Below are 26,374 nucleotides of genomic sequence, written 5' to 3'. Positions count from 1 at the left end.
GCTACCGGTGGTCAACCGGCCTTCCGGTCGCTCACGGCCTCCGCGATCGACAGGCTGTTCTCGTAGAGGTGGTGCCGGGTGATCCGGCCGTTCTCGACGGTGAGCCGCAGCGCGAACGGGCCCTCGAAGGACCTGCCCGTCGCGCGTACGGTCCCCGACAGGTGCCCCATCAGTACGGCGTCGGCGCCGTCCACGAGGAAGGTGTCGACGGAGGCTCGGGCCTCCTCGGGGACCGTATGCTCCATCAACTCCCCGCACTGGGCCGCACATTCGTCGGGCGTGGAGCGTGGGCGGATCCAGGGGACTGTCGGGTTGTCGGCCAGTTGCCAGTCGACCTTGTCGGCGAAGAGCGCGGTGAGCGCCTCGGTGTCTCCGGCCAGTCGGGCGGCGAGGAACTTCTGGACGACCGCCCGGGTGGCGTCGGCGGGGGATGCGGTGGGCATGCGGGCCTCCTTGCTGTTGGTGTGCCTCTTGTCGGTGGTGTCTCTCTCGTTGGTGTGGACGATGCTGCCGGGGGCAGGGCGGCGCGTCGATTACTCCCGAGGTAATGGGGCGGCGGGGCCGGGCTGTGCTCGCGATGATGGAAGCGGATGACGTACAGCGAAAGGGCACTTCACGGGGCAGACCCTGGCCGGGATACTGGACGACGCCGCTCGTGGGCGGTTTCCGGAGGCTGATGGACGTACGACCGTGGTTGCCGCTCCCAGTGCCCGGGATGCGGGGGTGATCGCCTTCACCGCGCACTCGGTCCTGTTCACCGACGAGGACCCCGAGTGGGTTCACGCGACGCTGGGTGCCATGGAGTGCGACGCGGTGGCCGATCCGTTCGGGGGTGAGGTCTTCTTCACCGATGGCACGGCCGCCCGGCTTCGGCGGCAGGCGGATGAGGGGGCGGGCGACGGCGGCGAGGTCCTGGTGCCTGCCTCGGACAACCGGCTCGTGGATGTGAACCTGGATCCGCCCTTTCTGGTGCGCCGGGGTTCAGGGCCGTGGACCTGCTCGCCCACCCCGCCTTCGTCGAGCGCTTCCGTCCCCGGGTCGTGTCCACCACCCTCGCGCTCGCCTGGGTCGCGGCGGGCAAGCGTGCCGCGTACGTCACCGACGGCGGTGACCTGCGCGAGAGCGTGCACTTCGCCGCGGGCATCGCCCTCTGCCGGGCTGCTGGATGCGTCGTCACCGGAGTCGACGGGGCTCCGCTCGGGCCGGCGGGCCGCGGTCTCGTCGCCGCTGCGGACGCCGAGACGCATGCGTCGCTCCTGTCGATGATCCGTAGCTGACCAGTGCAGTTCTCAGACGTGCAGTTCGGGCGGGAAGCCGGTCCAGCGCAGGTCCCTCGGGAGGTGGCCGGTGTCGTTGAACAGGAGGACGGACGCCGGGCGGTCGGGGGCGTAACGGATGACGGTCAGCGCCGCGTTGGCGTGATTGATGCCCAGCCAGCGCCACTTCGGGGCGTCGAGCGCTGCCCGTACGAGCCAGCCGACCAGGAAGTTGTGGGTGACGAGGAGGTGGTGGCGGGGCTCGTCCCCCTCCACCGGGCCGGTGAACCGTGCCAGGGCCTCCTCGGCCAGCTCCGGGCCCTTCTCGCGTTCCTCCGCCGGGAAACCCGCCAGGCGTGCGAGCGTCGCGTCCGCCGACTCCGGGGGCAACTCCTCGCGGCGGGGTAGGTGAGGGATGTAGTCGCCGGCCGCTTCGGACCGCAGCAGCGGTACGTTGGTGAGCTGCTCGCCGATCAGCCGGGCCGTCTGCTCCGCGCGGGCAAGCGGGCCGTGGTGGACTGCCGTGAGGGGCACCGTGCCGAGCCGCTCCCCGAGCAGCGCGGCCTGGCGGCGGCCGTTCTCCGTCAACGCGCTCTCGTCCGAAGACGCCTCACCGTGGCGCGTGATGTACAGGTAGCGGGCAGCAGTTGCCGTCATCGGCGCGTCCTCCGTCGGGCGTCGGATTTCATGATCGTACGAAAGGGTGGACGCCGGGTTGTTCCAGCCCGGTTCCGTACGCGTTCCCGCCTCCCGGGATGCGCGCGCGCAGTCGTCGGGGCACCGTGGAGGCATGGCCGAGCACCCGCCTGTCATCGTTCACCCGCCGTCCACGACCGGGGGGCGGCGGGTGACCGTGCACGGGCAGATCGTGGGGCTGGCGCACGGACGGGGTGAGGTGGCCGCAATGCTGCGGGCCGCGGGGCTTGCTCCGGGGCCGGACGAGGCCGTCGAGCTGGACCGGCCCGAGCTGATCGAATGGCGCGGCGGTGATCTCGATACGTGGGGATGATCCCTTGACGTGGGATGCGGTGCGTCACGTGGGGGTCCCGTGAGGTGAAACCTAGGGGTGGTCCCGTGAGGCGACACATGGGGGTGGTCCCGTGAAGCGTCGTCGAACGGCGCCCGAGAGCGCATCGATCGAGCCGCCTCCCGGCTATTACGCCGCCGCGGGTGAGCCCCCCGATGCCGCGCAGCGCGCGCTGATCCTGGACTGGGTGGTGAGCCGGCGCATCGCCGGCGGGTGGCGGGTCGAGTCGCGGTCCGGGAGCCAGGTGGTGCTGGTGCGCGGGCAGCCGGTGAACCATGTGCTGCACGCCATCCTCACCGTCTTCTCGTGCCTGGTCTGGGGGCTTGTCTGGGCCGGAGTGTCCCTGGTTAACCGCGTGGAGCGCGTAGCCCTCACTGTCGACGCCCAGGGGCGCATCGTCCAGGTCAATGCGCCGTGACGTGTCACCCGTACGGGTGTGTCCAGGTGGCTGCCCCCAGGGGCCGGGAGGAATGTCGGAGCTGATCTGCACGCGCCACCAGGGCAGGTCAGGACAGCAGGCGCCCGCGCCTGTTCCGGCTAAGGAGTCCTCATGTCGCAGCCCAGTGAGCCCACCCCCGGGACCTCGCGCCCCGCCGACCCGCGCCCGGCCGGAGGGTCCGGCAGTGCGTGGGCGGCGGGGGGAACGGTGTTCGCCGGTGTCCTCCTCTTCGTGGACGGCATCCTCGGAGTGCTGAAGGGCATCGCGGGGATCGCCTCCAACGACGTGTACACGCGGATCAACGACTACGTTTTCAAGTTCAACGTGACTTCGTGGGGCTGGATCCACCTCGTCCTCGGCGTGATCCTCATCTTCGTGGGCTGGGGCATCCTTTCGGGCGCCACCTGGGCCCGGGGCGTGGGTATCGCGCTCGCCGCGCTGAACCTGATCGCCAACTTCATGTGGCTGCCGTACACGCCGGTCTGGGCCCTCGTCACCATCGCCATCGATGTCTTCGTCATCTGGGCCCTGTGCACGGACCGGTCGAATCCGAGTGCCTCGGTCCGGAACGGCTGAACCTGTCCGGGCGGGGGCGGTGGGCGGGGCGGCGGGCGTCCGGTGTCCCGGCCGTTCAGTGTCCGGTGTCCGTTGTCAGTGGTGCGGTCCACACTGGAGACATGTGCCGCAGCATCAAGACGCTCCGCCCGCCCGCCCTCCCCGAAGAGGCCACCGAGGAGGACATGCGGGCCGCCGCCCTTCAGTACGTACGCAAGGTCTCCGGGTTCCGCGCGCCCGCCGCGCACAACCGGGAAGTCTTCGACCGCGCCGTCGACGAGATCACCGCAGCGACGATGAAGCTGCTCGACGGTTTGGAGATACGCGGGGCGGCGGCCCGCCGCTGAGAGACGAAGTCCGGGACCGGGCGGCCGCCGCTCAGGGGGTGACGGGCGTCGGTGCCGATACCTGGGTCGGTACGGTCAGGGGGCCGGGGTCCGGGGCGGACGCGGGCGTCGGTACGGAGACCTGGGACGGGAGCGCGGCCGCAGCGGGAGTTACCTTCGGGGCGAGGGAGTTCGGCGCTCGCACTGCCTCTGGTGATTCTGCTGCCTTCGCTGCCTTCGCTGCCTTCGCTGCGTTCGCTGCCTTCGCTGCGTTCGCCGCCTTAGGTGACGGTGGTGGAGCCGTCCCCTCGGCCGTCAGAGACTTCACAGCCCCCGCTGCCCCCGTCGCCGCCTCCGCGGTGGCCCGCGCCACCGTCGGGCGCTTGACCACGAACGCGGCCAGCGCGCCCGCCATGAACAGGGCCAGCACGGAAACCGCCGTGCCGAACCAGGTCGAGCCCAGCCACCGGCCGCCGAAGTAGCCGAGCCCCACGCTGTAGCAGGCCCAGGCCAGGCCTGCCAGTGCGGACCAGGGCAGGAAGTCCCGCACCCTGCGGCGCGCGGCGCCCGCGCCCAGGGAGACCACGGACCGGCCCGCCGGAGCGAACCGGGCGATGACGACGAGTGCCCCGCCACCCCGGCTCAGCGCTGCGCCGAGACGTTCCTGCGCGGTGGTGAGGCGTCGCGAGCGGGCGATGGCCCGGTCCAGCCGGTCGCCCCCGCGCCAGGCGAGCCGGTACGCGACGAGGTCACCGAGCACCGAAGCGGTGGTCGCGCAGAGGATCAGCACGATCAGCGAGGGCACCTGCCCGGAGGTGCCCTCCCCGGCGCCGCTGACGGTGGTGGAGCCCGCGGCCGCCGCCGTGGCGGCCGTGATCACGAGTACGCCGCTGGGCAGCAGGGGGAGGAAAACGTCCAGGAGTACGGAGAGGGCGACCACCGCGTAGATCCATGGGCTGCTGGTCAGCGCGCCCACACTCTCTAGCACCGTCTACTACTCCCCGGTCGTGTCAACGCCGCGACGTCGCAGGGGAGCGGCAGGGGCGGCAGGTTCAGCTGTACAGCGTACGCGTGAGGGTTCTCCGGCCATCGACCAGGGCGGGTGATGTTGTGCACCTCACGTACACCTGGCGGGCCTTGTGCCGTTATGCGGGGGGAGTGGCCGGTGCGAGCGAGGAGCAGTACAGCACATGAAGCACATGAAGCAGACGGAGCACATGACGGCATGGATCGTACGGACGGGGAGCGGGGCGGCGCACTCGAATTCGGGTGCGCGGCGGACGGCATCGCGGGTGGGCGGTGCGTTGCCGGGGGTGCCGGGGGCTCGGGGCGTTCTGCGGGCCCCCGCCGTGCTGGCGGGGGCGTTGGCCCTGCTGGCGCTGGCCGGTGGGTTCGGCGTCGCCCATGGTGCGGGCGATGACGGAGCGTCCGGCGCGCATGGCGCCCATGCGACGGGGCCCGCGGCGGCGGTCCCGGCCGGCGGCGACCCGCGTCCCTCCGACGAGGCCGTCACGCGGGGCGGCGGCTTCTGGATGCGGGCCGCGGGAGTGTTCTCGCCGCCCGGCGCCTTCGTCCCGTCCGAGGCCCTGACGTACGACACCGTTCTGGTGCCGGCGGGCGCGCGGATCGAGGTCACGGAGTACGCGGACGGGACCGGCACCCGGGTCACCGCCCGGCTGCGGGGGCTCGTGCCGAACCGTGCGTACGGGATGCACGTGCACACCTCCCCGTGCGGCGCCGATCCCGCCGCGGCCGGGCCGCACTACCAGCACCGTCCGTCGGCGACGGCGGACCCGGTCAACGAGGTGTGGCTGGACTTCCGGACCGACGCGGACGGTGCCGGGCGGGCCGAGGCCCGGCACCGCTGGGGATTCCGCGAGGGCGGAGCGGGATCGGTGATCATTCACGACCGACAGGGTGGTGCGGGGGAGCGGGCGGCCTGCTTCACAGTGCCGTTCGGTCCCATGGGGCGGGGCTGAGGGCGGGCCTGAAGGGGCCTGCGCGTTCCGATGCGCCTGGATGCGCCTGGACGTGCCCGCTGTGCCCGCTGTACCCGCTAAGCCCGCGGGTCTCATCTCTGCTTCGCGGTCTCTGCTGTGCCTGGTCTACCTGCTGTACGGAGGTGGCCCTCGCCTCCGGGGCAAGAGGTGAGGGCCACTGCCGTATCAGGCCGTCAGGCGTGCGGTCGGGCCTGGCGGCGGGTCAGGCCGTGACGGCCGAGGTGTCTTCGCGTCGGGACGCGTCCCCGGCCGGATCCTCGGCGCTCCGCGCGCCGAAGAGGCGATCCAGTGCCACGGCGCCAGGTCCGGTGAAGACCAGGAGCAGGAACGCCCAGCAGAACAGCGCCGACAGTCCGCCGCCGTTCTCGATCGGCATCAGCCCGTCGGGCTGATGAACCTTGAAGTAGGCGTAGGCCATCGAGCCCGAGGCGAGGAAGGCGGCGGCGCGGGTGCCGAGGCCGAGGGCGACGAGAACGCCGCAGACCAGCTGGATCAGGGCGGCGTACCAGCCGGGCCAGGCACCGGCCTCCACCTGGTTGCCGCCGAGCACTCCGAAGAGCGAGGAGGCGCCGTGGCAGGCGAAGAGCAGGCCGATCACGAAGCGGAAGAGGCTGAGCGCGTAGGGCTGGGCATGGTTCAGGCGGATGAGCATGGGGGGCGGGCTCCTTCGGTCGAGGTGGGGACGGGAACCGACTGGGTGCCTCAGGTTAGGGAAACCTCACTAGTACTTGCAACTTCAACATTGTGGCGAGTGGCTGAAAGTCGACCCATCCTCGGGGGTGAGTGAACGCTCAAGAACCGTCTCCAGCTGGGCTCCTCGTCTGCCTGCTGTGGCCTGTGCCAATGCCAGCGCAGACTTCCGGCCACGCAACGTCAGCGTCATGAGCTGGTTACCGAACCAGGGGCCACCGGCTCTGCTCCAGGTCACCGGCGACGCTTGCGTACGGCCGTGGCGTGCCAGCAGGCGGCCGAGGCGCCGGCCCGTCCGGCTCCAGCCGAAGCGGAAGGCGGCGCGGAGCGGGCGGGGGACCGCATTGTGTGTGGGGGAGCAGGTCAGCTGGAGGACGCGGGCCCGCGGTGCGCTCGCGGCGCCGGTGGCGGACCATCGGGGCTCGGCGATGTAGGCGTGGTGCACATCGCCCGAGAGCACGCATACCGTCGCCGGGGCGGCCGGCCCGCTTCCGGCCTCCCGCAGCAGTTCCGTGAACCGGTCGAAGGAATCCGGGAAGGCGGCCCAATGCTCCAGGTCCGACGCCCGGCGCAGCTTCTCGCCGAACCGGGCCCAGCGCTCCCCGCGCACGCCCGCGCACAGGGCGGCGCTCCAGCGTTCCGCGTCGTGGACGAGCGGGGGCAGGAGCCACGGCAGGGAGCTGCCGATCAGGAGGTGATCGTATGAAGCGGGGTCGCCCAGAGCCTCGTCCCGCAGCCAGCGGTCCTCTTCGGGGTCGAGCATCGCGCGCTCCTGCTCGGCCAGGACGCGGGCCGCGCGGGTGTCCACCATCAGCAGCCGTACTCGGCCGAAAACACGCTGGTAGCTCCAGCGGGTGCGGGTGGGGTCGGCGTTGGTCTCGGCCGCGAAGCGGCGCAGCGCCTCGGTGCCGTCGGGCGAGGCCCGCACCGCCGTGTACACGGGGTCGGCGGCCAGTTCGGCGGGGGAGAGATTGCCCAGATGCTGGTGGACCCAGTACGACATGAGCCCGCTGACGATCCGCTCGTGCCACCAGGAGGTGGCGCGAATCCGCTCCTGCCAGGCGGCGCTGGTGTTCCAGTCGTCGATGACGTCGTGATCGTCGAAGATCATGCAGCTGGGAACCGTCGAGAGCAGCCAGCGCACCTCCGGGTCCCGCCACGATTCGTCGTAGAGGAAGGTGTACTCCTCGTAGTCGGCGACCTCCGCGCCCGGCGGCTCGCGCAGGTCGCGGCGAGCGGCGAGCCTGCGCCGGGTCGCCCGGGAGGTCTCGTCCGCGTACACCTGATCGCCGAGGAGGAGCAGGACGTCGGGGCGTTCGGCCGCCGGATCCGCGGCGAGCCGGGCGGCCAGGGTGGCCAGTGCGTCCGGTCCCGCGGGGTCGTGCCCGCCACCGGGCGCTGCCGCCCAGCGGCACGAGCCGAACGAGACCCGCACGCCTGGCTCCTCCGCCCCGGCCGCCGGTTCCGCCGCTGTGCCGTGTGCTGTGCCGTGTGCTGTGTCGACCCTCGTGCCTGTGTCGGCCCTGGTGTCCGTGCCCGTGTTGGTGCCCGTACCCGCCCTCGTGTCCGTGACTGTGCACGTGTCCGTGGCGGAGGTCCTGGCCCTGCCCGTGTCCGTGGCCCTGCCTGTGTCCGTGGCTGTGGCCGTGCCCGTTGCCGTGGTCGTGGCCCGGGGTGTGGTGATGGTGCTCGGCGGGAGGCGTGATTCCTTGGGAGGCCAGACGCGCCGGTTCCCGATCAGCACTTCGTACGTCGTCGTGGAACCGGGCGTCAGCCCCTCCACCACCACCAGGGCGTAGTGGTGCCCGGCCACCGCGAAGGTCCGCGACGCCCCCGAAGCGCCGTCCGCGCAACGGACGTTCACCGTGCACGGACGGCTGGCCTCGACCCAGACCGTCGCGGTGGAACCGGACTCCCAGTCGACGTACCGCAGCAGCGGACCCAGACGCAGTCCCGCCATGTGATGCCTCCTCGCGACGGCGTCAGGGGTGTCTGCTGAACGACCGGGGAGGGGGGTGGGTTCCGGCGGTGGGCCAGCGGGCTGTCAGCAGCCGTTCAGGGCCGTCTGCAGGGCGCTCTTCTCGGCCTGGTCCACGCTCAGGCCGTAGTGGTGCTTCACGTGGACCCAGGCGCGGACGTACGTGCACTTGTACGCCGTGCGCGGCGGCATCCACTCGGCCGGGTCCCTGTCGCCCTTGGACTGGTTGACGTTGTCGGTGACCGCGATGAGCTGGGGGCGGGTCAGGTCGTTCGCGAACGACCGGCGTTGGGTGGTGGTCCAGCTGCTCGCGCCGGAGCGCCAGGCCTCGGCGAGGGGGATCATGTGGTCGATGTCCACGTCGGACGCGGCGCTCCAGGTGGCGCCGTCGTACGGCGAGTACCAACTGCCGCTGATCGCGGCGCAGGCGGCGTTCTGCTGGACGTTCGTGCCGTCGCGCTTGAGGACGACCTCGCGGGTGTTGCAGGTCCCCGACTGGGTGATCCAGTGCGGGAACTTGTCCCGGCTGTAGCCGCTGGACGAGCCCTCCGCGCCGACGGTGAGCTGGCCGAGGTACGTGCGTGCGGTCGCCGCGCTGACCGGGGTGGGCATGGCGGCCTGCGCGGACGGGGCGGTGAACAGGGCGGATGTGGCGGCGAGCGCTGCGGTTGCGGCGACGACGGAGAGCCGACGCGCGTAGACACCGGACATACGAACTCCCTTGACGCGGGGGGTGATTGGGCGGGCGGTGGGTGGAGCCCGGCCATCGTGGCGACGCCAGGTTTCTCGGGGATGGGCGTCAGGTGACAGGGTGACGACATGTTCACGTCACATCAAGGGGTGTGCAAGGCGTGTGTGAGGGGTGCGCGGAGGGTGGTACGGGTGTCCGGCGCGCCTCTGTCGGGGCGGCGGAGCGTCCTCGTTCCCGGCTTATCGTTGCCGCGTGCTGCTTCCGGTCTCGGCCACCCTCGGAGTCGTCCTCGCCGTCCTGCTGGTCCTCACCGCCCTCGTCGCGGTGTGGGCGTCGCTCGGCCGCTCGCGCGAGATTCTCGTCGCGGGCGTGCGGGCTGCGGCCCAACTCGCCGCCGTCTCCCTGCTCATCGGCTGGGTGGCCCGCTCCCTGGCGCCGCTCCTCGGGTTCGTGGTGCTGATGTTCGCCGTGGCCGTGTGGACCGCCGGCCGCCGGATCACCGGCAATCACACCTGGCGGTGGGCGGCCCTGCCGATCGGGGCGGGCGTGCTTCCCGTGGTCGGGGCCCTGCTGCTCACGGGGCTCGTCCCGGTCCGGGGCCTGGCCCTCATCCCGGTCGCGGGCATCCTCATCGGCGGGGCGCTCACCGCGACCGTGCTCGGTGGGCGGCGCGCCCTGGACGAGCTCGCCACCCGTTACGGGGAGGTGGAGGCGGGGATGGCGCTCGGGATGCTCGACCGGGACGCCCGGCTGGAGATCGTCCGGCCGACGGCGTCGGACGCGTTGCTGCCGGGTCTCGACCAGACCCGGACGGTCGGGCTCGTCACGTTGCCGGGGGCGTTCGTGGGCATGCTGCTGGGCGGCGCCTCACCCGTGGAGGCGGGCGCCGTGCAGCTCTTCGTCCTGGTGGCACTGATGGCCGTGCAGGTGGTGGCCGTCGCGGTGGTGCTGGAGCTGGTTGCCCGCGGGCGGCTGCGGCGGGGGTGACGGCTGCCGAGCGGTCTCAGACCCCGCTGATGTGCAGGCGGATCGAGCCGTCGCCCGCCGCCTCCACCCGTACCCGCGTCAGATCCTCGACGTGTATGTCCGGCGCCAGGGCCGCGGCGCGCGGGCCCACGCCCACGACGCGCATCCCGGCCGCCCGGCCCGCCGCGATACCCGCCTCGGAGTCCTCGAACACGATGCAGTCCGCCGCGTCGAAGCCCAGCTCCGCCGCGCCCTTGAGGAAGCCCTCGGGGTCCGGCTTGCTCGCGCCGACCTGCTCCGCGGTGACGCGGACGGCGGGCATCGGCAGGGCGGCCGCGCCCATCCGGGCCGTCGCCAGCGCGGCGTCGGCGGAGGTCACCAGCGCGTGCGGCAGATCGGCGATCGAGGCCATGAACGCGGGCGCCCCGCCGATCGGTACGACGCCCTCGACGTCGGCGGTCTCCTCGGCGAGCATCGCCCGGTTGTCCGCGTAGTTCTCCTCCACCGGGCGGTCCGGAAGCAGGACCGCCATCGTGGCGTACCCCTGGCGGCCGTGCACCACCTTCAGTGCGGCCTCGGGGTCCAGCCCGTGCTTGATCGCCCAGCGGCGCCAGCAGCGCTCCACCACCGCGTCGGAGTTCACGAGGGTGCCGTCCATGTCCAGCAGGAGGGCTCGTGCGGTGAGGACGGTTGCCGACATCGGCTGGCTCCAGGACGCGGGGGACGGTGGTGCGGTACAAGAGCAGCCCCGCCCGCCGGTCAGGGAGTGCGGGCGGGAGCTACTTTGTTCCACGAACATACAAAAACCTGGGCCGGAAAGCCAATCAGCCTGGTCCGACCCGGTCCGACCTGGTCCGGGAGTCTTCACCACTCCGCTCCGGGGCCCTGCCTTCATGGCGGTCCGGGGGCTTCGCCCGCTCCGCAGCCGACCGGTCAGCCGCTCCGCGGTCGGCTGGTCAGCGGTGGCCCCGTCCGCTCGTCTCCGCCTCCAGTGCGCGCCGCGTGTTCGGCCCGTACACCCCTGCCGGGTCCCCCTGGATCGGCTTGTACGACTGGTAGACGGTCACGGCGTTCTCCACCCGGACCGAGTAGTGCGCGTCCGGCGGGCCCCCGTAGAGCCACACCTCCATGAGCCGCTTCTGCAGCTCGGCCACCTCCGGGCCCCGGTCGCCACGCCGGAGCGAGGGTCCGGCCAGGCCCGCGGGCGGGGCTGCGGACGGTGTCCCCGGGGTCGCACTGCCCGTCGCCGGGGCCGACGGGGTGCCCGCCGTCGGCGTCGCCGGGGCGGTGGCGGTCGGGGTCGGCTCCTCGCTCCTCGTCGGCGACGCGGACGCAGACGCGGACGGTGAGGGGGGCGGGGTGGGCGAGGGTGAGGTGGTACGGGATGGGGTCGCCGACGCGGAGGGCGACGGGGCCGCCGACGCCGCCGGTCCGCCCCCGGTGTCCGGGGCGCTCGTGGTCGCCTCCGGCAGTGCCTCGTCCTGGCTCCCGTCGCCGCCGAAGAGTCCCCCGGCGAAAGCTGCCGTGCCGATCACCGAGGCCACGGCCGCCCCCACGGCGAGGGCCGCGAAGGGGCGCCTGCGGCGCGGCTGCACGGGGTCGTAGCCCGCGCTCACGGTGGCGGAGGTGGTGGTGATGGCAGTGGGGGTGGTGCGCCGGCGGCTCTCGCCCGACACGGAATCCGTGCCGAAGCCCGCAGCCGTGCCTGTGCCCGCACCCGTGTCCGTACCGAAGCCCGCACCCATATCGGTGCCCGCATTCGTACGCGCATCGGTACGCGCTTCCGCCGCCGTGGCCCGTCCCTCGGTGTCCAGGAACAGCGGCATGGTGGTGGCCGCGGCGCCCGGAACGTCCTCCGGCGGCGCCGAGGAGTCGTCCGTCAGCTTCACGTACGGCCTGATCCTCAGCGGGTCGAAGTCCTCGGCCGCCGCGATCTCCGCCGTACGGGCGGCCCGCTGCTCCTCCTCCGTGAGCGGCGCCGGACGTGCGCCCGCGCCGCACCGGCACGGCACCCGGTGTTCCGTACCGGGCTCCCCGGTCGTCCGTCTCCCGCACTCCGGGCATGCCTGTCCGGTCATCGTGGGTCCCCTCCCCTTGAGCTGCCTGCGATTATGCAGCCCGCTCCGGGGAAGCCCAATGCCCTGCCGGGAGCCCCCAGGTGCCCTGCCGGCGCCCGGCAGGGCACAACAGGCCATAACGGAGGAAAACGGCCAGGATGGGGGAGTAGTGGATCAGCGGACCGAGGAGACGCCCATGGCCCAGCAGCTGAGCCCGCCCCCGCTGGCCCCCGGCGACGGACAGTCCCGGCGGACCGTCATGGTGGCGATCGGCGCCCTGCTCCTCGGCATGCTGCTCGCGGCACTCGATCAGACCATCGTCTCCACGGCGCTGCCGACCATCGTCAGCGAACTCGGCGGCATGGACCATCTGTCCTGGGTGGTCACCGCCTACATGCTGGCGGCGACCGCGGCGACCCCCCTCTGGGGCAAGCTCGGCGACCAGTACGGCCGCAAGAAGCTCTTCCAGACCGCGATCGTCATCTTCCTCATCGGCTCCGCGCTCTGCGGTATCGCCCAGAACATGCCCCAGCTGATCGGCTTCCGCGCCCTCCAGGGGCTCGGCGGCGGCGGGCTCATGGTGCTGTCGATGGCGATCGTCGGCGATCTCGTCACGCCCCGCGAACGCGGCAAGTACCAGGGCCTGTTCGGTGCCGTCTTCGGTGTGACCAGCGTCCTGGGGCCGCTGTTGGGCGGGTTCTTCACCGAACACCTCAGCTGGCGCTGGGTGTTCTACATCAACCTGCCGATCGGTGTCGTCGCCCTGCTCGTCATCGCGGCCGTGCTGCACATCCCGGTCCACCGGGAGAAGCACACCATCGACTACCTGGGCACCTTCCTCATCGCGTCCGTCGCCACCTGCCTGGTCCTCATCGCATCGCTCGGCGGTACGACCTGGGCCTGGGGTTCGGCGCGGATCATCGCGCTCGCGGTGCTCGCCGTCGTCCTGCTCGTCGCGTTCGTCGCCGCCGAACGGCGGGCGGCCGAACCGGTGCTGCCGCTCAAGCTGTTCCGGATCCGGACCTTCAGCCTCGTCGCCGTGATCAGCTTCGTCGTCGGCTTCGCGATGTTCGGCGCGATGACCTACCTGCCGACCTTCCTCCAGGTGGTGCACGGCATCACGCCGACCATGTCCGGCGTGCACATGCTGCCGATGGTCCTCGGCATGCTGCTCACCTCGACCGGCTCCGGGCAGATCGTCAGCCGGACCGGCCGCTGGAAGGTCTTCCCGCTGGCGGGCACCGCCCTCACCGCCGTCGGCCTGCTCCTGCTCCACCGGCTGGACCCGGCCAGCTCCACTTGGGCGATGAGCGTCTTCTTCTTCGTCTTCGGCGCCGGACTCGGCCTCGTCATGCAGGTCCTCGTCCTCGTCGTGCAGAACGCGGTCTCCTACCAGGACCTGGGTGTCGCCACCTCCGGAGCCACCTTCTTCCGCTCCATCGGCGCCTCCTTCGGCGTGGCCATCTTCGGCACCGTCTTCACCAACCGGCTCACCGGCCAGCTGGACAGCGCGCTCGCGGGCCGCTCCCTGCCGCCGGGCGTCGACGCCGACCGGCTGGCGGCCGACCCCCGGGCCATCCAGATGCTCCCGGCCGACCTGCGCCCCTCGATCCTCGACGCGTACTCCACCTCCATCACGGACGTCTTCCTGTACGCGGCACCCGTCGTCCTCATCGCCTTCGTCCTCGCCTGGTTCCTCCGGGAGGACAAGCTCCGGGGCTCGGTGACGGCTCCCGACACCAGCCAGACCCTCGCGTCCAACCCCGTGGAGCGTTCCTCGTACGACGAGTGCGCCCGCGCCCTGTCGGTGCTCGCCACCCGGGAGGGGCGCCGCGAGATCTACGAGAAGATCACCGCGCGCGCCGGGTACGACCTGCTGCCCGCCTCCAGCTGGCTGCTGCTGCGGATCAAGCGGCACGGCATGGTCGAGCCCGCCCGGCTGGCCGAGACGGCCCCCGTACCGCTGCGGGTGATCACCGAGGCGGCCCGTCAGGTGGAGGAACGCGGGCTGGCCCGTCGCGAGGGGCTGCAGATGATCCTCACCGACGCGGGGGGCGAGGCGGTCGTCCGGCTCTCCCAGGCCCGTGAGGACTCCCTCGCCGAACTGCTGGGCGACTGGTGGGGGCCCGAGCGCCCCACCGACCTGGTCGCACTCGTCGCCGAGCTGGCGGCGGAGGCCGGCGGTTCGAGCAAGGAGCGCCCGCACTCCCCGGAGCCTCCCCGCGACCACGAGGCCCACTGGAGCCACGGCCACCACGACCGTCCCCACCCGCCGTCCGCCTGAGCGGCGCGCGGGCCGGGGCGCGGCTTCCCCCCACACCTCCTCGGCGAATCACAGCTCTTTGGCGAACCAGACCTCCGCGTACGGGGTGCGGCGGTGGAACGCCGGCACCTCCCGATACCCGTGCTTCGCGTACAGCCCGCGCGCCTCGACCAGGTCGGTGCGGGTATCCAGCCGCAGCAGCCGGACGCCGAACGCCCTCGCCGCCTCCTCGACCGCGGCCAGCAGCACCGCACCGCCGCCCGTACCCCGGAACGCCGGGCGCACGTACACCCGCGTCAGCTCCGCCGTCCCCGGCCCGGCGGCCTCCGTCAGCACCAGCCCGGCACAGGCCGCGGCCTTGCCCTCGTGGCGGCCGACGACGAACTGCCCGGTCGGCGGGGTGAGCAGATCGGCGCCGTCGTCCGTGAGACCGTCGGCGATCTCCTCGGCGGTCGCGGGCCGCTGCCAATAGCGGCTCGCGACCTCGTCGTAGTAGTCGCGGCGCAGCGCGGTCGCGTCGGGGGAGTCGAATCGTTCGGTGGTCACGGTCCAGGTCATGTGGGGCATTCTTGCTCGCGCACAGCCGTGCGGCGACGCAATTGCGTGCAGGGGCAGCAGTGAAGGGGGCCGGGCGACGGCCGACAGCGCTGCAACGGCCGACAGTGCGACGGTGGCGGACGGTGGCCGCGATGGCCCCCGGAACGCCGCACCGCGACCGCGGCGGGTCCGGCACATCGCCTTCGACCGGCCCTTCGGCATCGTCGTGCTGGGCGGGGCCGACGACGTACCGCTCCTCACCGCCTGACAGGCGGACGCACCGGCAGCCTCGGTCCCGTCGCTGTCTGAGACTCCAGGATTCCGTTCCCCGGTCATTCTTCTGGACGAAAGCATGATGACAGTCAGGCAAAGAGGGGGTTGATTGTGTCTGCCTCGTAGGGCAATGCGAGGCTTCATCCTGCACTGCCCCACTCGAAGGGGCGATGCATGGAACGGTGGGAGGGTCGGCGCAGCGTGGCGACAGCGGATCACAGTGTGCGTGGGGACGCGGCAGCGGACGGGGCATCGGACGCGGGGGCGAGGGACCGGCTGGCCAGGGCCGTCCTCTGGCTGGTCGTGGCCGTGCTGGCGGTGCGGCAGGTGGCGGTGGTGCTCCGGCAGCCACCGGGGGAGCGGCTCACCGATCTGGAGACCTGGACCGGGGAGAACGGGGTCCTGCATGCGACCGGCGCGCTGTACGACGGCGGCCGGTTCACCGGAACGCCGTTCGCCGGCGTGGTGCTGAAACCTCTCACCGCCGCGGCCCAGCAGGCCCTGGGCGTCGCCTGGACGTTCGGCTCCCTGCTGCTGGTCGTCGCCCTCGGGATCGTCGCGGCCCGCGCCCTGCCCCGGCCGGCCGGCCGTCGGACGGTCCTGCTCGCCGCGCCCGTCGCGATCAGCCTGCTCATGCTGTCGCTGCCGGTCCGCAACGCCCTCCACCTGGGCCAGACCAGCATCCTGCCGGTCCTGCTGGTGCTTCTGGCCGTGTTCGTCGTACGGGAGCACCGGGCGGCGGGCGTCCTCGTCGGCCTCGCGGCAGCCCTCCAGCCGGTGCTGCTGCTCTTCGCCGCCCTGCTCTGGCTGACCGGCCGACGGCAGGCCTCGGTGAGCGCGGGCGCGACCTTCGCGCTCGCCACCGCCGCCGCCTGGGCCGTGGCGCCGAAGGACTCGTGGATGTACTGGGCGCACCACGCCGCGGGCGCCGGGCTGGGCGAGCGCCCGGACAGCCTGGCCAACCAGTCCCTGCACGGGGCGCTGCTCAGGCTCGGGCTCGAAGGCCCCCTGGAGATCGCCCTGTTCCTGGCGCTCGCCGCCGTCGTCGTGTTCCTCGGGCTGCGGCGCGCGGTGCGCTACGCCCAGGACGGCCAGCTGCTCCTCGCCGTGGCCGTGACCGGCTGTGTCGTGGTGGCCGTCTCGCCGACCGCATGGCAGCACCAGCTGCTCTGGGTGCTCCTCGCGGTCGTCGGCCGGGTCGGCAGGCGGGCCTCCGACCGGCTGGTGTGGCCGGCGGTCGTGGTCCTGATCGTCACCCTGCCGGGGACGATGCTGCTGCCGAACATCGCGACGCTCTACCCCGTACGCGACAACGTGCTGCTCCTCGCGGCCCTCGGCGCGGCCTGCCTCGCCCCGTTCCTGCCCCGTACCTCGCCGTACTGGCAGCACCCGATCCCCACGGACTACGCGAAGCCGGTGGCGGCGCGCTGGAGACGCGTGCCGCTCCTGCCGTTCTGGCGCCGGGTGCTCAGCCGCCCCAACCTGCTGCTGGAGCTCCTGCTCATCCGGGTCGTCTACTCCGCCTACGCGCAGGTCCGCCTCGCCGCCACCGCGGGCCGCCCCGTAGCCGAGGAGCACGGACGGCAGATCCACGCGATCGAACAGTGGCTGCACATCGACATCGAGCACTGGGTCAACCACACCGTCGTCCAGATCAACTGGCTGCGCGAGTTCTTCGACTACTACTACCTGACCTTCCACTTCATCGTCCCGCTGACGATTCTCGGCGTGCTGTACGCGCGTCGCCCCGCCGACTACCGCTGGGTCCGCTCCTCCATCGGCTTCGCCACGCTCCTGGCGCTCGTCGGCTTCTGGCTCTACCCGCTGGCCCCGCCCCGGCTCATGCCCGGCCTCGGCTTCATCGACACCGTCCACGGGGTGCAGGACTTCGCCAAGCCCGACTACGGGACGCTGACCACCGTCACCAACCAGTACGCGGCGATGCCGTCACTGCACTTCGGCTGGTCGCTGTGGTGCGGGGTGGTGATCGTGATGCTGGCCCCGAAGATGTGGATGAAGGCACTCGGTCTGCTGCACCCGCTCTTCACCATCGCCGCCATCGTGGCCACCGCCAATCACTGGGTGCTCGACGCGGCCGGTGGCGCGCTGGTCGTCACGCTGGGCTTCGGGCTGACATACGTGCTTTCGGGGCCGAGGAGGCTGGTGGCCGACGGGAAGCGGGCGACGGCGGAACCCGCGGAGCCCGCAGAGGCCGTGGCCGCGCCCGCGCCCGAGCGCGTACCAGCGGAGCCCGCAGACGCCGAGCCCGAACCCGAGCGCGTACCCGCGGAGAAGGTCGGCGGCAAGCAGTAGCAGGGCACGAGGGCAGCAGGACCGAAGGGCAGTAGGGCAGCAACAGGCCGAAGGGGTGCCGGGACGACGTACACCGTCCCGGCACCCCTTCGGCGTGGATCGCCGCGTCCCTACATGGTCCGCCCTCCCGGCCCCGCCCGCCACTCGGGCGGGGCTGTCTCAGGAAGCCGCCGCCGTGGTCACCTGGAGCTGTTTGATGCCGTTGAGCCAGGCCGACCGCAGCCGTCGCGGGTCCTCCAGCAGCCGCAGATCGGGCAGTACGTCGGCGATCGCGTTGAAGATCAGGTCGATCTCCATCACGGCCAGCGACTTGCCCAGGCAGAAGTGCGGGCCGCCTCCGCCGAACCCGAGGTGCGGGTTGGGGTCGCGGGTGATGTCGAAGGCCTCCGGGGAGTCGAACACCTCGGGGTCGTTGTTGGCGGAGGAGTAGAACAGCCCGACGCGTTCGCCCTTCCTGATCCGCCGGCCGCCCAGCTCCACGTCCTGGGTGGCGGTCCGCTGGAAGGACACCACGGGGGTGGCCCAGCGCACGATCTCCTCGGCCGTCGTCGTCGGGCGCTCCCTCTTGTACAGCTCCCACTGTTCGGGATGGGTGAGGAAGGCGTGCATACCGTGGCTGATCGCGTTACGGGTCGTCTCGTTCCCCGCCACCGCCAGCAGGATCACGAAGAACCCGAACTCGTCGGATGACAGGTTCCCCTCGCCCTCCGCCGCGACCAGCTGGCTGACGATGTCCTTCGCCGGGCACTCCTTGCGGGCCGCCGCCAGGTTCATCGAGTACGCCACGATCTCCATGGCCGCCTCGGCGCCGATCTCCTCGGTGATCGCGTACTCGGGGTCGTCGTACGCGGCCATCTTGTTGGACCAGTCGAAGATCTTGGTCCTGTCCTCCTGCGGTACGCCGATGAGTTCGGCGATGGCCTGGAGCGGGAGTTCCACCGCGATGTCGGTGACGAAGTCGAAGGAGCCGTCGGTGTCGGCCGAGGCGAGGGCCGTCTCCACGATGCTGCGGGCCCGGGTGCGCAGGGCCGACTCCAGGGAGCGCACCGCGCGCGGGGTGAAGCCGCGCTGGACGATCTGGCGGACCCGGGTGTGTTCGGGCGGGTCCATGTTCAGCATGATCAGCTTCTGGACCTCGATCTGGTCGCGGCTGATCGTCTCGTTGAAGCGGATGACGGCGGTGTTGGTGTTCGAGGAGAACAACTCCGGGTGCGTGGAGACGTACTTGACGTCCGCGTGGCGGGTCACGGCCCAGTAGCCCTCGTCGCCGAACCCCGAGATGTTGGCGGGCTGGGTGCACCACCAGACCGGTGCCGTCTGCCGCATGAGGGCGAACTCCGGGTGCGGAACGCGGGCTTGGAGGAGGTCGGGGTCGGTGAAGTCGAACCCGTCGGGCAGATGGGGGCAGCGCATGGGCACCTCTCCACTCCGGATCTGGCGGCGAACCGTTCGGGGAGCCGCCCGGCCGGCCATCCGGCATCCTGACGACCCATCAGAAGTTGCCCCGCAAGGTAGTAACGAGTTCTACAAGTGGCAAGGGTCGTGGCCAGATCTGTTGCCCCCGATGCCCGTGCGGGGGTTTCCGGTGGCGGTGCGGGTGCCTCTGCCGCCGGTGCCGCGCCTGTCGGCTCGCCGGGGGGCGCGCGCGTGGTGCGTGCACGCCCCTTGCGCGGCAGGGCCGCCGTCACGAGACTGCTTGCAGAACTAGAACGCGTACTAGTTCCTTCCGTGGGCGCCGGGAAGCCCCAGCGGAAGCGTGAGGAGAGGACGAGCTCATGGCCGCGGAACCCGTCATCGTCGAAGCCGTACGCACCCCCATCGGCAGGCGCGGGGGCGCACTCGCCAATCTGCACCCCGCCTACCTGTTGGGCGAGACCTACCGTGAACTTCTCGGCCGCACCGGCATCCAGGCCGACTGCGTCGAACAGATCGTCGGCGGCACCGTCACCCACGCCGGAGAGCAGTCCATGAACCCGGCCCGAACCGCCTGGCTGACGGTGGGCCTGCCGTACGAGACCGCCGCCACCACCGTGGACTGCCAGTGCGGCTCCTCGCAGCAGGCGTCCCACATGGTCGCCAACATGGTGGCGGCCGGGGTCATCGACGTGGGCATCAGCTGCGGCGTGGAGGCGATGTCCCGGGTCCCGCTGGGCAGCGGCTCCAAGCACGGCCCGGGTAAGCCCTGGCCCGACGAGTGGAACGTCGACCTGCCCAACCAGTTCGAGGCCGCCGAGCGCATCGCCCGTAAGCGCGGCCTGACCCGGGAGCGGGTCGACGCGCTCGGCCTGCTCTCCCAGCAGCGGGCCGCCGCCGCCTGGGCCGAGGAGCGCTTCAAGCGCGAGACGTACGCCGTCCAGGTGCCGACCACCGAGGAGGAACAGGCGGCCGGGCAGGGCATGTGGCGGCTCGTCGACCGGGACGAGGGACTGCGGGACACCTCGATGGAGGCGCTCGCCGGGCTGAAGACCGTCATGCCGAGCGCGATCCACACCGCGGGCAACTCCTCGCAGATATCGGACGGGGCCGCGGCCATCCTGTGGTCCTCGAAGCGGATGGCGCGGGCCCTGAAGCTCAGGCCCCGGGCCCGGATCGTGGCCCAGGCGCTGGTCGGCTCCGACCCGCACTACCACCTCGACGGTCCGATCGACGCGACCCGGGCGGTGCTCGGCAAGGCCGGGATGTCGCTGCGGGACATCGACCTCGTCGAGATCAACGAGGCGTTCGCGTCGGTGGTGCTGAGCTGGGCGCAGGAGTTCGAGGCGGACCTCGACGGCCTGGAGAAGGTCAACGTCAACGGCGGCGCGATCGCCCTCGGCCATCCGGTCGGCGCCACGGGGGCCCGGCTGATCACCACGGCCCTGCACGAACTGGAACGCCGCGACAAGGAGTTCGCCCTCATCACGATGTGCGCGGGCGGCGCGCTGGCGACGGGAACGATCATCCAGCGGCTGTGACCCCGTCTGCGGCCGGTACCGGACGAGCCCCGGGGGCCATCACCCCCCGGGCTCCCCGAACGCGCCGCGCGCGTCGAACGCCGCCCGCCGGGTCGCCCGGCGCAGCGCCCTCAGCAGGGTCGGTCCGACCGTGAGGGTCAGGACGACGGTCAGCGCCGCCCGGCCCAGGTCCCAGCCGAGCGAGGTCGCCGCGCAGTAGGCGAGGAAGCGCACCAGGTTCTCGTGCAGCGGGTCCCCCGCGACGAACGAGACGCCCGAACCCAGCCCGGCGATGAGCGGCCAGCCCTGGAGATTCATCACCGTGCCGTACGCGAACGCCGCCACCCAGCCGTAGCCGGCCAGCATCGCCAGCTCCGCCCGCCCGCGCAGCCGGTCGGGCCCCGGCAGCAGGCCCGCGCCCATCGTGAACCAGCCCATCGCCAGCATCTGGAACGGCATCCACGGACCCACCCCGCCCGTCAGCAGCGCCGAGGCGAACATGGTCACCGAGCCGAGGACGAAGCCGAACCCGGGACCCAGCACCCGGCCGCTCAACACCATCAGGAAGAACATCGGCTCCAGGCCCGCCGTCCCCGCCCCCAGCGGGCGCAGCGCCGCCCCCACCGCGGCCAGCACGCCGAGCATCGCGACCGCCTTCGCGTCCATCCCCGACTCGGAGATCGTCGCCACCACCACCGCGACCAGCAGCGGCAGCAACGCCGCGAACAGCCACGGCGCGTCGACGGCGTGCGCGAGCCCGGACCCGGCGTCCGCCAGCAGCGGCCACCCGAAGGCGACCACGCCGACGGCCCCGATCAGCACCAGCGCGGCCACCGACTTCGGCCCGAGCCGCACGGGCCGGGCCATGGGCTCCGGTACGGCCCGCCCGCGTACCGCCCGCTCCCGTACGCTCATCGCGCGCCCCGCTTCCGTACGCCCAGCCCCGCGCCGGGCCGGGGTGCCCGCTCCCGTACTCCCGTGATTCCGCTCACGCGCCCGCCTCCAGCGCCCCGCGCACCTGGGACACGGTCAGCCACTCCTGCGGGGCCAGGATCTTCGCCGTCTGCGGGGCGAACGCGGGGGAGGAGACCACCACCCGCCCGGTCGGGCCGTCCGCGACGACCTCCCCGTCGGCGAGGATCACCACCCGGTGCGCCAGCTCCGCCGCCAGCTCCACATCGTGCGTGGCCAGGACGATCGCGTGGCCCTCGGCGGCCAGGGCGCGCAGGACGCCGACGAGGCGGGCCTTCGCCGCGTAGTCCAGGCCGCGCGTCGGCTCGTCCAGCAGCAACAGCGGCGGGCGGCCGGTCAGTACGAGCGCCAGGGCGAGCGCGAGCCGCTGGCCCTCGGACAGGTCCCGGGGGTGGGTGCCGTCCCCGACCCCGGGCAGCAGCTCCGACACCAGCGCCCGGCAGGTGCCCTCCGCCGCGCCCGCGTCCCGGTCGGCCGCCGCGCACTCCGCGGCCACCGTGTCCGCGTACAGCAGATCGCGCGGCTCCTGCGGTACGAGCCCGACCCGGCGCACCATCGCCCCCGGGCCCGTCCGGGCCGGGGCGAGCCCGCCGACGCGCACGGCGCCCGAGGTGGGCTCGATCATGCCGACGAGCGCGCCGAGCAGCGTGGACTTCCCGGCCCCGTTGCGGCCCATCAGGGCCACCGTCTCGCCCGGGGCCACGGTGAGTTCCACCCGCCGCAACGCCTCGATCCGGCCGCGCCGCACCCCGAGCCCCTCGACCCGGGTGACCGGATCGACGGCGGGGGCGGCGGACCGGTCGGACACGCGGGGGCCGCCCGTCCGGCCCCGGCCCAGCAGCCGGGCGAGCCGTCCGGGCCCGGGTCGCTCCGGAGCGACCGGCCGCGCAGGCTCCGGCACCGGTGCGGCCGCCGTACGCGCGGGCACGGCCGCGTCCGCCAGCCGGGTCCGCAGCGCACCCGCCCCGCGCCGCGCGTCCCGTACCGACAGGGGCAGCGGGTCCCAGCCCGCCAGCAGCCCCAGTTCGGCCACCGGCGGCCGGACCGGCGACACCCTCATGATCTCGGCGGGCGGCCCCGTGACGGGGGCGACGCCCGGCGCGGGCAGCAGGATGACCTGGTCCGCGTACTGCACCACCCGCTCCAGCCGGTGCTCGGCCATCAGCACGGTCGTGCCCAGGTCGTGGACCAGCCGCTGGAGCACCGCGAGGACCTCCTCGGCCGCCGCCGGGTCCAGCGCCGAGGTCGGCTCGTCGAGCACCAGCACCTTCGGGTGCGGAGTGAGCACCGAGCCGATCGCCACGCGCTGCTGCTGGCCACCCGACAGGGTCGCGATCGGGCGGTCGCGCAGCTCGGCCAGGCCCAGCAGGTCGAGCGTCTCCTCGACCCGGCGGCGCATCACGTCGGGGGCCAGACCCAGCGACTCCATGCCGTACGCGAGCTCGTCCTCGACGGTGTCCGTGACGAAGTGCGCGAGCGGGTCCTGCCCCACCGTGCCGACCAGATCGGCCAGTTCACGCGGCTTGTGCGTACGGGTGTCGCGCCCGTCCACCGTGACCCGGCCCGACAGCAGCCCGCCCGTGAAGTGCGGGACGAGCCCCGAGACCGTCCCCAGCAAAGTCGACTTGCCGACCCCCGAAGGGCCGACGAGCAGCACGAGTTCGCCCTCGGGGACCGTGAGGTCGACGCCGGACAGCGTGGGCCGCTCCGTGCCCTCGTACCGCACGGAGACCCGCTCGAACCTGATCACGCCAGCTCCTTGCTGCGATGTGCCTGTTTCCCTGCCCCGGGGGACGACGACGGCGGTACGGGCGCGACCAGCGCGGGCAGCAGCCCGATCAGCGCGGCCGCCGCGGGCCACAGCGGCAGCACCGGCGCGGTCAGTGGTACGACACCGGGGCGCAGCGCGTCCGGATCGGCCGCGCCCGCCCAGATCATCACCGCCGCGACCGCCGCACCCGAGCACGCCACCAGCCAGGCCCGTACCCCCCACCGGTCCGGCCGGTAGCGGGTCCGCACCGAGCGACGGCCGCCGAGCCGCAGCCCCGCCAGCGCCGTGACCAGACCGGCCAGCAGCAGCGGCAGCCCGTACACCGCCCCCTGAGCGGCCAGCAGCCCGTACGTTCCCGCGCACACCCCGAGCAGCCCGCCCAGCGTGAGGACGTTCGTGGTGTGCCGGACGGCCGCCGGAACCTGGGCGGTGCGCCCGTAGCCGCGCGCGTCCATCGACGCGGCCAGCGCCACGGACCGCTCCAGCGCCCCCTCCAGCACCGGCAGCCCGATCTGCGCCACCGCCCGCACCCCACCGGTCGGACGGCCCCGCAGCCGCCGCGCGGTGCGCAGCCGGACCACGTCGGCCACCATGTTCGGCGCGAACGTCATCGCCACCACGACGGCGACCCCCACCTCGTACAGCGCACCGGGCAGCGACTTCAGCAGCCGGGCCGGGTTGGCCAGCGCGTTCGCCGCGCCGACACAGATCAGCAGCGTGGCCAGCTTCATCCCGTCGTACAGGGCGAACACCAGCTGTTCCGCCGTGACCCGGCCGCCGATCCGCACCCCCTGCGCCCAGTCGGGCAACGGAAGTTCGGGGAGAACGAACACCGTGTGCGAACCGGGGATCGGCGACCCGAGGAAGACGGAGAACACCACGCGCAGCGCCACGACGAACAGCCCGAGCTTGACGAACGCCCCGTAGGAACGGGCCCACGGGGCGTCCGTCCGCCGGGCCGCGACCACGTACCCCGCCACGCCCACCAGCAGCCCGAGCAGCAGCGGGTTCGTCGTCCGGGACGCGGCGGTGGCGAGCCCCAGGGCCCAGAGCCACCACGCCCCGGCGGGCAGCGCGTTGCCGCGGTCGGCCTGCGGCGCGCGCAGGGCGCGGCGGAGCAGCCGGGCGGGGGCCGGGGCGGCGGTCACCGGCGGCGGCGGGCCTGGATGACGGCGGCGATGCCGAGCAGCAGGACGGCGCCGATGCCGACGAGGAGCCCGACGGAGGGACCTCCGCTACCCCCGTCACCTCCCTCGTCAGCGCCTTCCGCCTCTTCGGCCGTCCTGGAGGGTCCGGACGACTTCCCGCTTCCGTCCCCCGACACCTGCTCGCCGCAGCCCGACTTGGGGTAGCCGGAGATCGCGCAGAGCATGGCGCTGCTGTCGTACCGCAGGGGCTTCGCCACCGAGGCGAGCGCGTCCGCGCTGCTGGCGTCCGGCGCGACCTGCGCGCACGCCGTGCGCAGCGCGGGCGGCTTCTCGCCGTCCGGGGCGTCGGCGGCGGTTCCCGGGTCGATCACCAGGGCGATCCGCTTGGAGCCGTCCTCCGCCGGGGTGTCCGCGCAGATCGCCCCGAAGTCGGGGGCGCGGCGCGGCTGGTCCGCGTCGCCGGAGTCCTCGCTCACGGCGAACCGGAAGCCCTGGACCGTACCGTCGTCCGGGCGCAGGACGGCCGGGCCCTGGGTGGCGTACTCCCAGTTCTTGCCGTTGCCCTCCCAGAAGGACCAGTAGCGGTACCCGGCGGCCTCGGCGCTGCCCGCCCCCAGCAGGACGGCGGAGGCGGCGACCAGCGCGGTCAGCAGAGCGACGACGGGGGCCCGCAGATGTGCCAGGGCCGGTGTACGCCTCGTCACGGCTGCTGCTTCTTCCGGCGCATGCTGAGCAGGAAGCCGATGCCCGTGCCGACGAGCAGTCCGATGCCGATCAGCCACCACAGCCCGAGCCCGCCGTCGTCGCTGCTGGTGCCGCTGGTGGGCTGGGTACCGGTCCGCGTCGGTGCGGGCGTGGCGGTGGCGGCCGGGGCGGGGCCGGTCGCGTTGAGCTGCTTGACGAGGTCGACGCCGCCGAAGCTGCGGGCGTCCGCGCCGGTCGCGTGCGCGGCGAAGATCAACTGGGCTGTGGCGGCCGGACCGCCCTGCTGCGCCCAGGTCTTGGAGTTCTTGGCCAGCCAGCTGACGGAGGCCTCGGCCTTGTCCTTGTGCCCGGAGGCGGAGAGCGCGACGACGGCGTCGGCGGTGTTGCCGAAGTCGGGCTGCGGCGCGCTGTCCTCGGCGCCCGGCATCGGGGGCTGCTCCAGATACGGCGACTTCTCCAGCGTGTCCGCGAGGAAGGAAGCGCCGTTCTGCGCGCTCTGCTCCGGGCTGAGGTCGTCGCCCTTCGTGCAGACGGGGTCCTTCACCGCGTTGGCGTTCCCGATGGCCATGCCCCGGCCCAGCAGACCGAGCACGGCGGCCGCCGAGGAGTCCAGGTTGGCGACGAGCTCGCCCTTCTTGCCCGGCTGGTAGGCGAACGCGCCGCCGTCCTTCTCCCCGCACGGGATGGCGAGGGCCTGGAGCGCGGTGTACGGGGTGCTGCCGTCGGCGGTGGTGAGCTCGTTGATCGGCACGTCGGCCCGGGCGAGGGCGCCGATCACGACACCGGTGGAGTTCGCGTCGCTCGGGCTGCCGGGGTTGTAGCCCCAGCCGCCGTCCTCGTTCTGGACGGACTTCAGCCAGTCGGCGCCGTTGTTCGCGGCGTCGCGGTGCTGGTTGAGCTCGACGAGGGCCTGGACGGCGGCGGCGGTGGCGTTGGTGTCCATCACCGTCGAGGCGTCGCAGGGCTCGGAGGCGTCCCGGTACGAGGTGAACGCCCCGCTGTCGCACTGCTGCCCCACCAGCCAGTCCACCGCCTGCGTCGACGGTGTGACGTACTCGATCTTCTGCGCCAGGAAGGCCAGCGACTGCCGCCAGACCCCGTCGTACGTCGGGTCGGTGGTGCCGTAGAGCCCCGGCGGCAGCTCGGCCGACGGGGAGGGGCTCGGTGCGGCGACCGCTACGGGCGCGGCCGCGCCCAGGAGCACGGCGGTGGTCGCGAGCGCGGCTGCGCTGCGGCGTACGGTCATGGCGGGCTGGGCCTCTCCTGCGAGGGCCGGACTCCCCGGGCGCACGAGGGCACCGGGCTCCGGCCCCGTATGCCTCGACGGTGCCGGCCACCGGGGTTCCGGTGGCCCGAGGGCCGGTCGTCGAAGTGCCGACCTGCCCGAGCCGCTCACGCTCCGCGGACAGGGCGGTCCGGCTGCCGTCGGGCGGACGGTTCACGGCTGGGGTCCAGCGCCGGATTCGCACCGGCC

25 protein-coding genes and 1 pseudogene are annotated in these 26,374 nt (G+C 72.8%); 11 read left to right on the top strand and 15 right to left on the bottom strand.

All coding sequences use genetic code 11. The features are described from left to right. Positions 1 to 11 precede the first annotated feature (11 nt). Entirely contained in the window at positions 12 to 443 is a 432-nt protein-coding gene (locus RI138_RS08165; protein WP_311119374.1) for a nuclear transport factor 2 family protein, read from the bottom strand. Positions 444 to 627: 184 nt separating this feature from the next. Between RI138_RS08165 and RI138_RS08160 the strand changes: the two are divergent. Next, a pseudogene (locus RI138_RS08160) lies at positions 628 to 1,277 on the top strand (inositol monophosphatase family protein). A gap of 12 nt (positions 1,278 to 1,289) precedes the next feature. Here RI138_RS08160 and RI138_RS08155 read toward each other — a convergent pair. Beyond that, positions 1,290 to 1,913 carry a histidine phosphatase family protein gene (locus RI138_RS08155; protein WP_311119373.1) on the bottom strand — a complete coding sequence of 208 codons (624 nt, stop codon included), beginning with the start codon at positions 1,911 to 1,913 and terminating at the stop codon, positions 1,290 to 1,292. Positions 1,914 to 2,046: 133 nt separating this feature from the next. Here RI138_RS08155 and RI138_RS08150 point away from each other — a divergent pair, with 133 nt between their 5' ends. The 4 genes from RI138_RS08150 to RI138_RS08135 all read left to right on the top strand — a co-directional run bounded on the left by RI138_RS08150 (position 2,047) and on the right by RI138_RS08135 (position 3,624). Next, positions 2,047 to 2,265 (top strand): hypothetical protein, encoded by a 219-nt coding sequence (locus tag RI138_RS08150; RefSeq protein ID WP_311119372.1) that lies wholly within the window; start codon positions 2,047 to 2,049, stop codon positions 2,263 to 2,265. A 91-nt stretch (positions 2,266 to 2,356) separates the two neighbouring features. Further along, on the top strand, positions 2,357 to 2,701 hold the full coding sequence (locus RI138_RS08145; protein ID WP_096623078.1) for a hypothetical protein: 345 nt from the start codon (positions 2,357 to 2,359) through the stop codon (positions 2,699 to 2,701). 132 nt (positions 2,702 to 2,833) lie between these two features. Next, positions 2,834 to 3,298, top strand: a complete 465-nt coding sequence (locus tag RI138_RS08140) for a DUF7144 family membrane protein (protein WP_311119371.1) — start codon at positions 2,834 to 2,836, stop codon at positions 3,296 to 3,298. 101 nt (positions 3,299 to 3,399) lie between these two features. Then, positions 3,400 to 3,624: a DUF2277 domain-containing protein gene (locus tag RI138_RS08135; protein ID WP_096623074.1), complete on the top strand. Its 225-nt coding sequence runs from the start codon at positions 3,400 to 3,402 to the stop codon at positions 3,622 to 3,624. Between the two features lie 31 nt (positions 3,625 to 3,655). Here RI138_RS08135 and RI138_RS08130 read toward each other — a convergent pair whose 3' ends face one another. Continuing rightward, on the bottom strand, positions 3,656 to 4,591 hold the full coding sequence (locus RI138_RS08130; RefSeq protein ID WP_311119370.1) for a DedA family protein: 936 nt from the start codon (positions 4,589 to 4,591) through the stop codon (positions 3,656 to 3,658). A gap of 229 nt (positions 4,592 to 4,820) precedes the next feature. On the opposite strand from RI138_RS08130, the gene RI138_RS08125 reads away from it, so the two are divergent. Next, positions 4,821 to 5,582, top strand: coding sequence for a superoxide dismutase family protein (locus RI138_RS08125; protein ID WP_311122821.1), 762 nt, complete (start codon positions 4,821 to 4,823; stop codon positions 5,580 to 5,582). Positions 5,583 to 5,805: 223 nt separating this feature from the next. Here the strand turns inward: RI138_RS08125 and RI138_RS08120 are convergent, their stop codons facing one another. The 3 genes from RI138_RS08120 to RI138_RS08110 form a co-directional block, all read right to left on the bottom strand. Beyond that, positions 5,806 to 6,255, bottom strand: coding sequence for a DoxX family protein (locus RI138_RS08120; protein WP_311119369.1), 450 nt, complete (start codon positions 6,253 to 6,255; stop codon positions 5,806 to 5,808). Between the two features lie 84 nt (positions 6,256 to 6,339). After that, positions 6,340 to 8,253 (bottom strand): alkaline phosphatase D family protein, encoded by a 1,914-nt coding sequence (locus RI138_RS08115; protein WP_311119368.1) that lies wholly within the window; start codon positions 8,251 to 8,253, stop codon positions 6,340 to 6,342. 84 nt (positions 8,254 to 8,337) lie between these two features. After that, positions 8,338 to 8,982, bottom strand: coding sequence for an HNH endonuclease family protein (locus tag RI138_RS08110; protein WP_096623068.1), 645 nt, complete (start codon positions 8,980 to 8,982; stop codon positions 8,338 to 8,340). Between the two features lie 232 nt (positions 8,983 to 9,214). Here RI138_RS08110 and RI138_RS08105 point away from each other — a divergent pair, with 232 nt between their 5' ends. Beyond that, entirely contained in the window at positions 9,215 to 9,949 is a 735-nt protein-coding gene (locus RI138_RS08105) for an ABC transporter permease (RefSeq protein ID WP_311119367.1), read from the top strand. Between the two features lie 16 nt (positions 9,950 to 9,965). Here RI138_RS08105 and RI138_RS08100 read toward each other — a convergent pair whose 3' ends face one another. Together RI138_RS08100 and RI138_RS08095 are read right to left on the bottom strand one after the other, a co-directional pair. After that, the gene (locus tag RI138_RS08100) at positions 9,966 to 10,628 is read right to left on the bottom strand and encodes an HAD-IA family hydrolase (RefSeq protein ID WP_311119366.1); all 663 of its coding nucleotides are present in this window, start codon (positions 10,626 to 10,628) and stop codon (positions 9,966 to 9,968) included. A gap of 256 nt (positions 10,629 to 10,884) precedes the next feature. Then, positions 10,885 to 12,006, bottom strand: coding sequence for a peptidoglycan-binding domain-containing protein (locus RI138_RS08095; protein ID WP_311119365.1), 1,122 nt, complete (start codon positions 12,004 to 12,006; stop codon positions 10,885 to 10,887). A 175-nt stretch (positions 12,007 to 12,181) separates the two neighbouring features. Here RI138_RS08095 and RI138_RS08090 point away from each other — a divergent pair, with 175 nt between their 5' ends. Further along, positions 12,182 to 14,269, top strand: coding sequence for an MDR family MFS transporter (locus RI138_RS08090; protein WP_311119364.1), 2,088 nt, complete (start codon positions 12,182 to 12,184; stop codon positions 14,267 to 14,269). A 48-nt stretch (positions 14,270 to 14,317) separates the two neighbouring features. On the opposite strand, the gene RI138_RS08085 is transcribed toward RI138_RS08090, so the two are convergent. Next, on the bottom strand, positions 14,318 to 14,806 hold the full coding sequence (locus RI138_RS08085; protein ID WP_311119363.1) for a GNAT family N-acetyltransferase: 489 nt from the start codon (positions 14,804 to 14,806) through the stop codon (positions 14,318 to 14,320). 112 nt (positions 14,807 to 14,918) lie between these two features. Between RI138_RS08085 and RI138_RS08080 the strand changes: the two genes are divergently transcribed. Further along, a complete protein-coding gene (locus RI138_RS08080) occupies positions 14,919 to 15,053 on the top strand; it encodes a hypothetical protein (RefSeq protein WP_311123076.1) in 135 nt (44 codons plus the stop codon). 179 nt (positions 15,054 to 15,232) lie between these two features. Next, positions 15,233 to 17,371 (top strand): bifunctional glycosyltransferase 87/phosphatase PAP2 family protein, encoded by a 2,139-nt coding sequence (locus tag RI138_RS08075; RefSeq protein ID WP_311119362.1) that lies wholly within the window; start codon positions 15,233 to 15,235, stop codon positions 17,369 to 17,371. Positions 17,372 to 17,530: 159 nt separating this feature from the next. Here RI138_RS08075 and RI138_RS08070 read toward each other — a convergent pair whose 3' ends face one another. After that, on the bottom strand, positions 17,531 to 18,784 hold the full coding sequence (locus RI138_RS08070; protein ID WP_311119361.1) for a cytochrome P450: 1,254 nt from the start codon (positions 18,782 to 18,784) through the stop codon (positions 17,531 to 17,533). A 362-nt stretch (positions 18,785 to 19,146) separates the two neighbouring features. Here RI138_RS08070 and RI138_RS08065 point away from each other — a divergent pair, with 362 nt between their 5' ends. After that, on the top strand, positions 19,147 to 20,325 hold the full coding sequence (locus tag RI138_RS08065) for a steroid 3-ketoacyl-CoA thiolase (RefSeq protein ID WP_311119360.1): 1,179 nt from the start codon (positions 19,147 to 19,149) through the stop codon (positions 20,323 to 20,325). A gap of 39 nt (positions 20,326 to 20,364) precedes the next feature. Here RI138_RS08065 and RI138_RS08060 read toward each other — a convergent pair whose 3' ends face one another. From RI138_RS08060 to RI138_RS08040, 5 genes are all read right to left on the bottom strand, one after another. Then, positions 20,365 to 21,219, bottom strand: a complete 855-nt coding sequence (locus tag RI138_RS08060) for an ECF transporter S component (RefSeq protein ID WP_311119359.1) — start codon at positions 21,217 to 21,219, stop codon at positions 20,365 to 20,367. Positions 21,220 to 21,292: 73 nt separating this feature from the next. Further along, the gene (locus RI138_RS08055; RefSeq protein WP_311119358.1) at positions 21,293 to 23,026 is read right to left on the bottom strand and encodes an ABC transporter ATP-binding protein; all 1,734 of its coding nucleotides are present in this window, start codon (positions 23,024 to 23,026) and stop codon (positions 21,293 to 21,295) included. Then, positions 23,023 to 24,195: an energy-coupling factor transporter transmembrane component T gene (locus tag RI138_RS08050; RefSeq protein WP_311119357.1), complete on the bottom strand. Its 1,173-nt coding sequence runs from the start codon at positions 24,193 to 24,195 to the stop codon at positions 23,023 to 23,025. Before RI138_RS08050 ends, RI138_RS08055 begins: the two co-directional genes overlap by 4 nt. Further along, positions 24,192 to 24,899 (bottom strand): SCO2322 family protein, encoded by a 708-nt coding sequence (locus RI138_RS08045; protein WP_311119356.1) that lies wholly within the window; start codon positions 24,897 to 24,899, stop codon positions 24,192 to 24,194. The genes RI138_RS08050 and RI138_RS08045 overlap by 4 nt, the downstream gene beginning before the upstream one ends. Beyond that, entirely contained in the window at positions 24,896 to 26,146 is a 1,251-nt protein-coding gene (locus RI138_RS08040) for a prenyltransferase/squalene oxidase repeat-containing protein (RefSeq protein WP_311119355.1), read from the bottom strand. The genes RI138_RS08045 and RI138_RS08040 overlap by 4 nt, the downstream gene beginning before the upstream one ends. Positions 26,147 to 26,374: the final 228 nt, after the last annotated feature.

The organism is Streptomyces durocortorensis (genome assembly GCF_031760065.1).
Taxonomy (GTDB): Bacteria; Actinomycetota; Actinomycetes; order Streptomycetales; family Streptomycetaceae; genus Streptomyces.
This window is presented reverse-complemented; position numbering and strand designations above follow the sequence as displayed.

Excerpts from the sequence above, each read along its gene's own strand:
- RI138_RS08165 (WP_311119374.1), bottom strand. The coding sequence starts at position 443 with ATGCCCACCGCATCCCCCGCCGACGCCACCCGGGCGGTCGTCCAGAAG.
- RI138_RS08155 (WP_311119373.1), bottom strand. The coding sequence starts at position 1,913 with ATGACGGCAACTGCTGCCCGCTACCTGTACATCACGCGCCACGGTGAG.
- RI138_RS08150 (WP_311119372.1), top strand. The coding sequence starts at position 2,047 with ATGGCCGAGCACCCGCCTGTCATCGTTCACCCGCCGTCCACGACCGGG.
- RI138_RS08140 (WP_311119371.1), top strand. The coding sequence starts at position 2,834 with ATGTCGCAGCCCAGTGAGCCCACCCCCGGGACCTCGCGCCCCGCCGAC.
- RI138_RS08135 (WP_096623074.1), top strand. The coding sequence starts at position 3,400 with ATGTGCCGCAGCATCAAGACGCTCCGCCCGCCCGCCCTCCCCGAAGAG.
- RI138_RS08125 (WP_311122821.1), top strand. The coding sequence starts at position 4,821 with ATGACGGCATGGATCGTACGGACGGGGAGCGGGGCGGCGCACTCGAAT.
- RI138_RS08120 (WP_311119369.1), bottom strand. The coding sequence starts at position 6,255 with ATGCTCATCCGCCTGAACCATGCCCAGCCCTACGCGCTCAGCCTCTTC.
- RI138_RS08115 (WP_311119368.1), bottom strand. The coding sequence starts at position 8,253 with ATGGCGGGACTGCGTCTGGGTCCGCTGCTGCGGTACGTCGACTGGGAG.
- RI138_RS08110 (WP_096623068.1), bottom strand. The coding sequence starts at position 8,982 with ATGTCCGGTGTCTACGCGCGTCGGCTCTCCGTCGTCGCCGCAACCGCA.
- RI138_RS08100 (WP_311119366.1), bottom strand. The coding sequence starts at position 10,628 with ATGTCGGCAACCGTCCTCACCGCACGAGCCCTCCTGCTGGACATGGAC.
- RI138_RS08095 (WP_311119365.1), bottom strand. The coding sequence starts at position 12,006 with ATGACCGGACAGGCATGCCCGGAGTGCGGGAGACGGACGACCGGGGAG.
- RI138_RS08090 (WP_311119364.1), top strand. The coding sequence starts at position 12,182 with ATGGCCCAGCAGCTGAGCCCGCCCCCGCTGGCCCCCGGCGACGGACAG.
- RI138_RS08085 (WP_311119363.1), bottom strand. The coding sequence starts at position 14,806 with ATGACCTGGACCGTGACCACCGAACGATTCGACTCCCCCGACGCGACC.
- RI138_RS08075 (WP_311119362.1), top strand. The coding sequence starts at position 15,233 with ATGGAACGGTGGGAGGGTCGGCGCAGCGTGGCGACAGCGGATCACAGT.
- RI138_RS08070 (WP_311119361.1), bottom strand. The coding sequence starts at position 18,784 with ATGCGCTGCCCCCATCTGCCCGACGGGTTCGACTTCACCGACCCCGAC.
- RI138_RS08065 (WP_311119360.1), top strand. The coding sequence starts at position 19,147 with ATGGCCGCGGAACCCGTCATCGTCGAAGCCGTACGCACCCCCATCGGC.
- RI138_RS08060 (WP_311119359.1), bottom strand. The coding sequence starts at position 21,219 with ATGAGCGTACGGGAGCGGGCGGTACGCGGGCGGGCCGTACCGGAGCCC.
- RI138_RS08040 (WP_311119355.1), bottom strand. The coding sequence starts at position 26,146 with ATGACCGTACGCCGCAGCGCAGCCGCGCTCGCGACCACCGCCGTGCTC.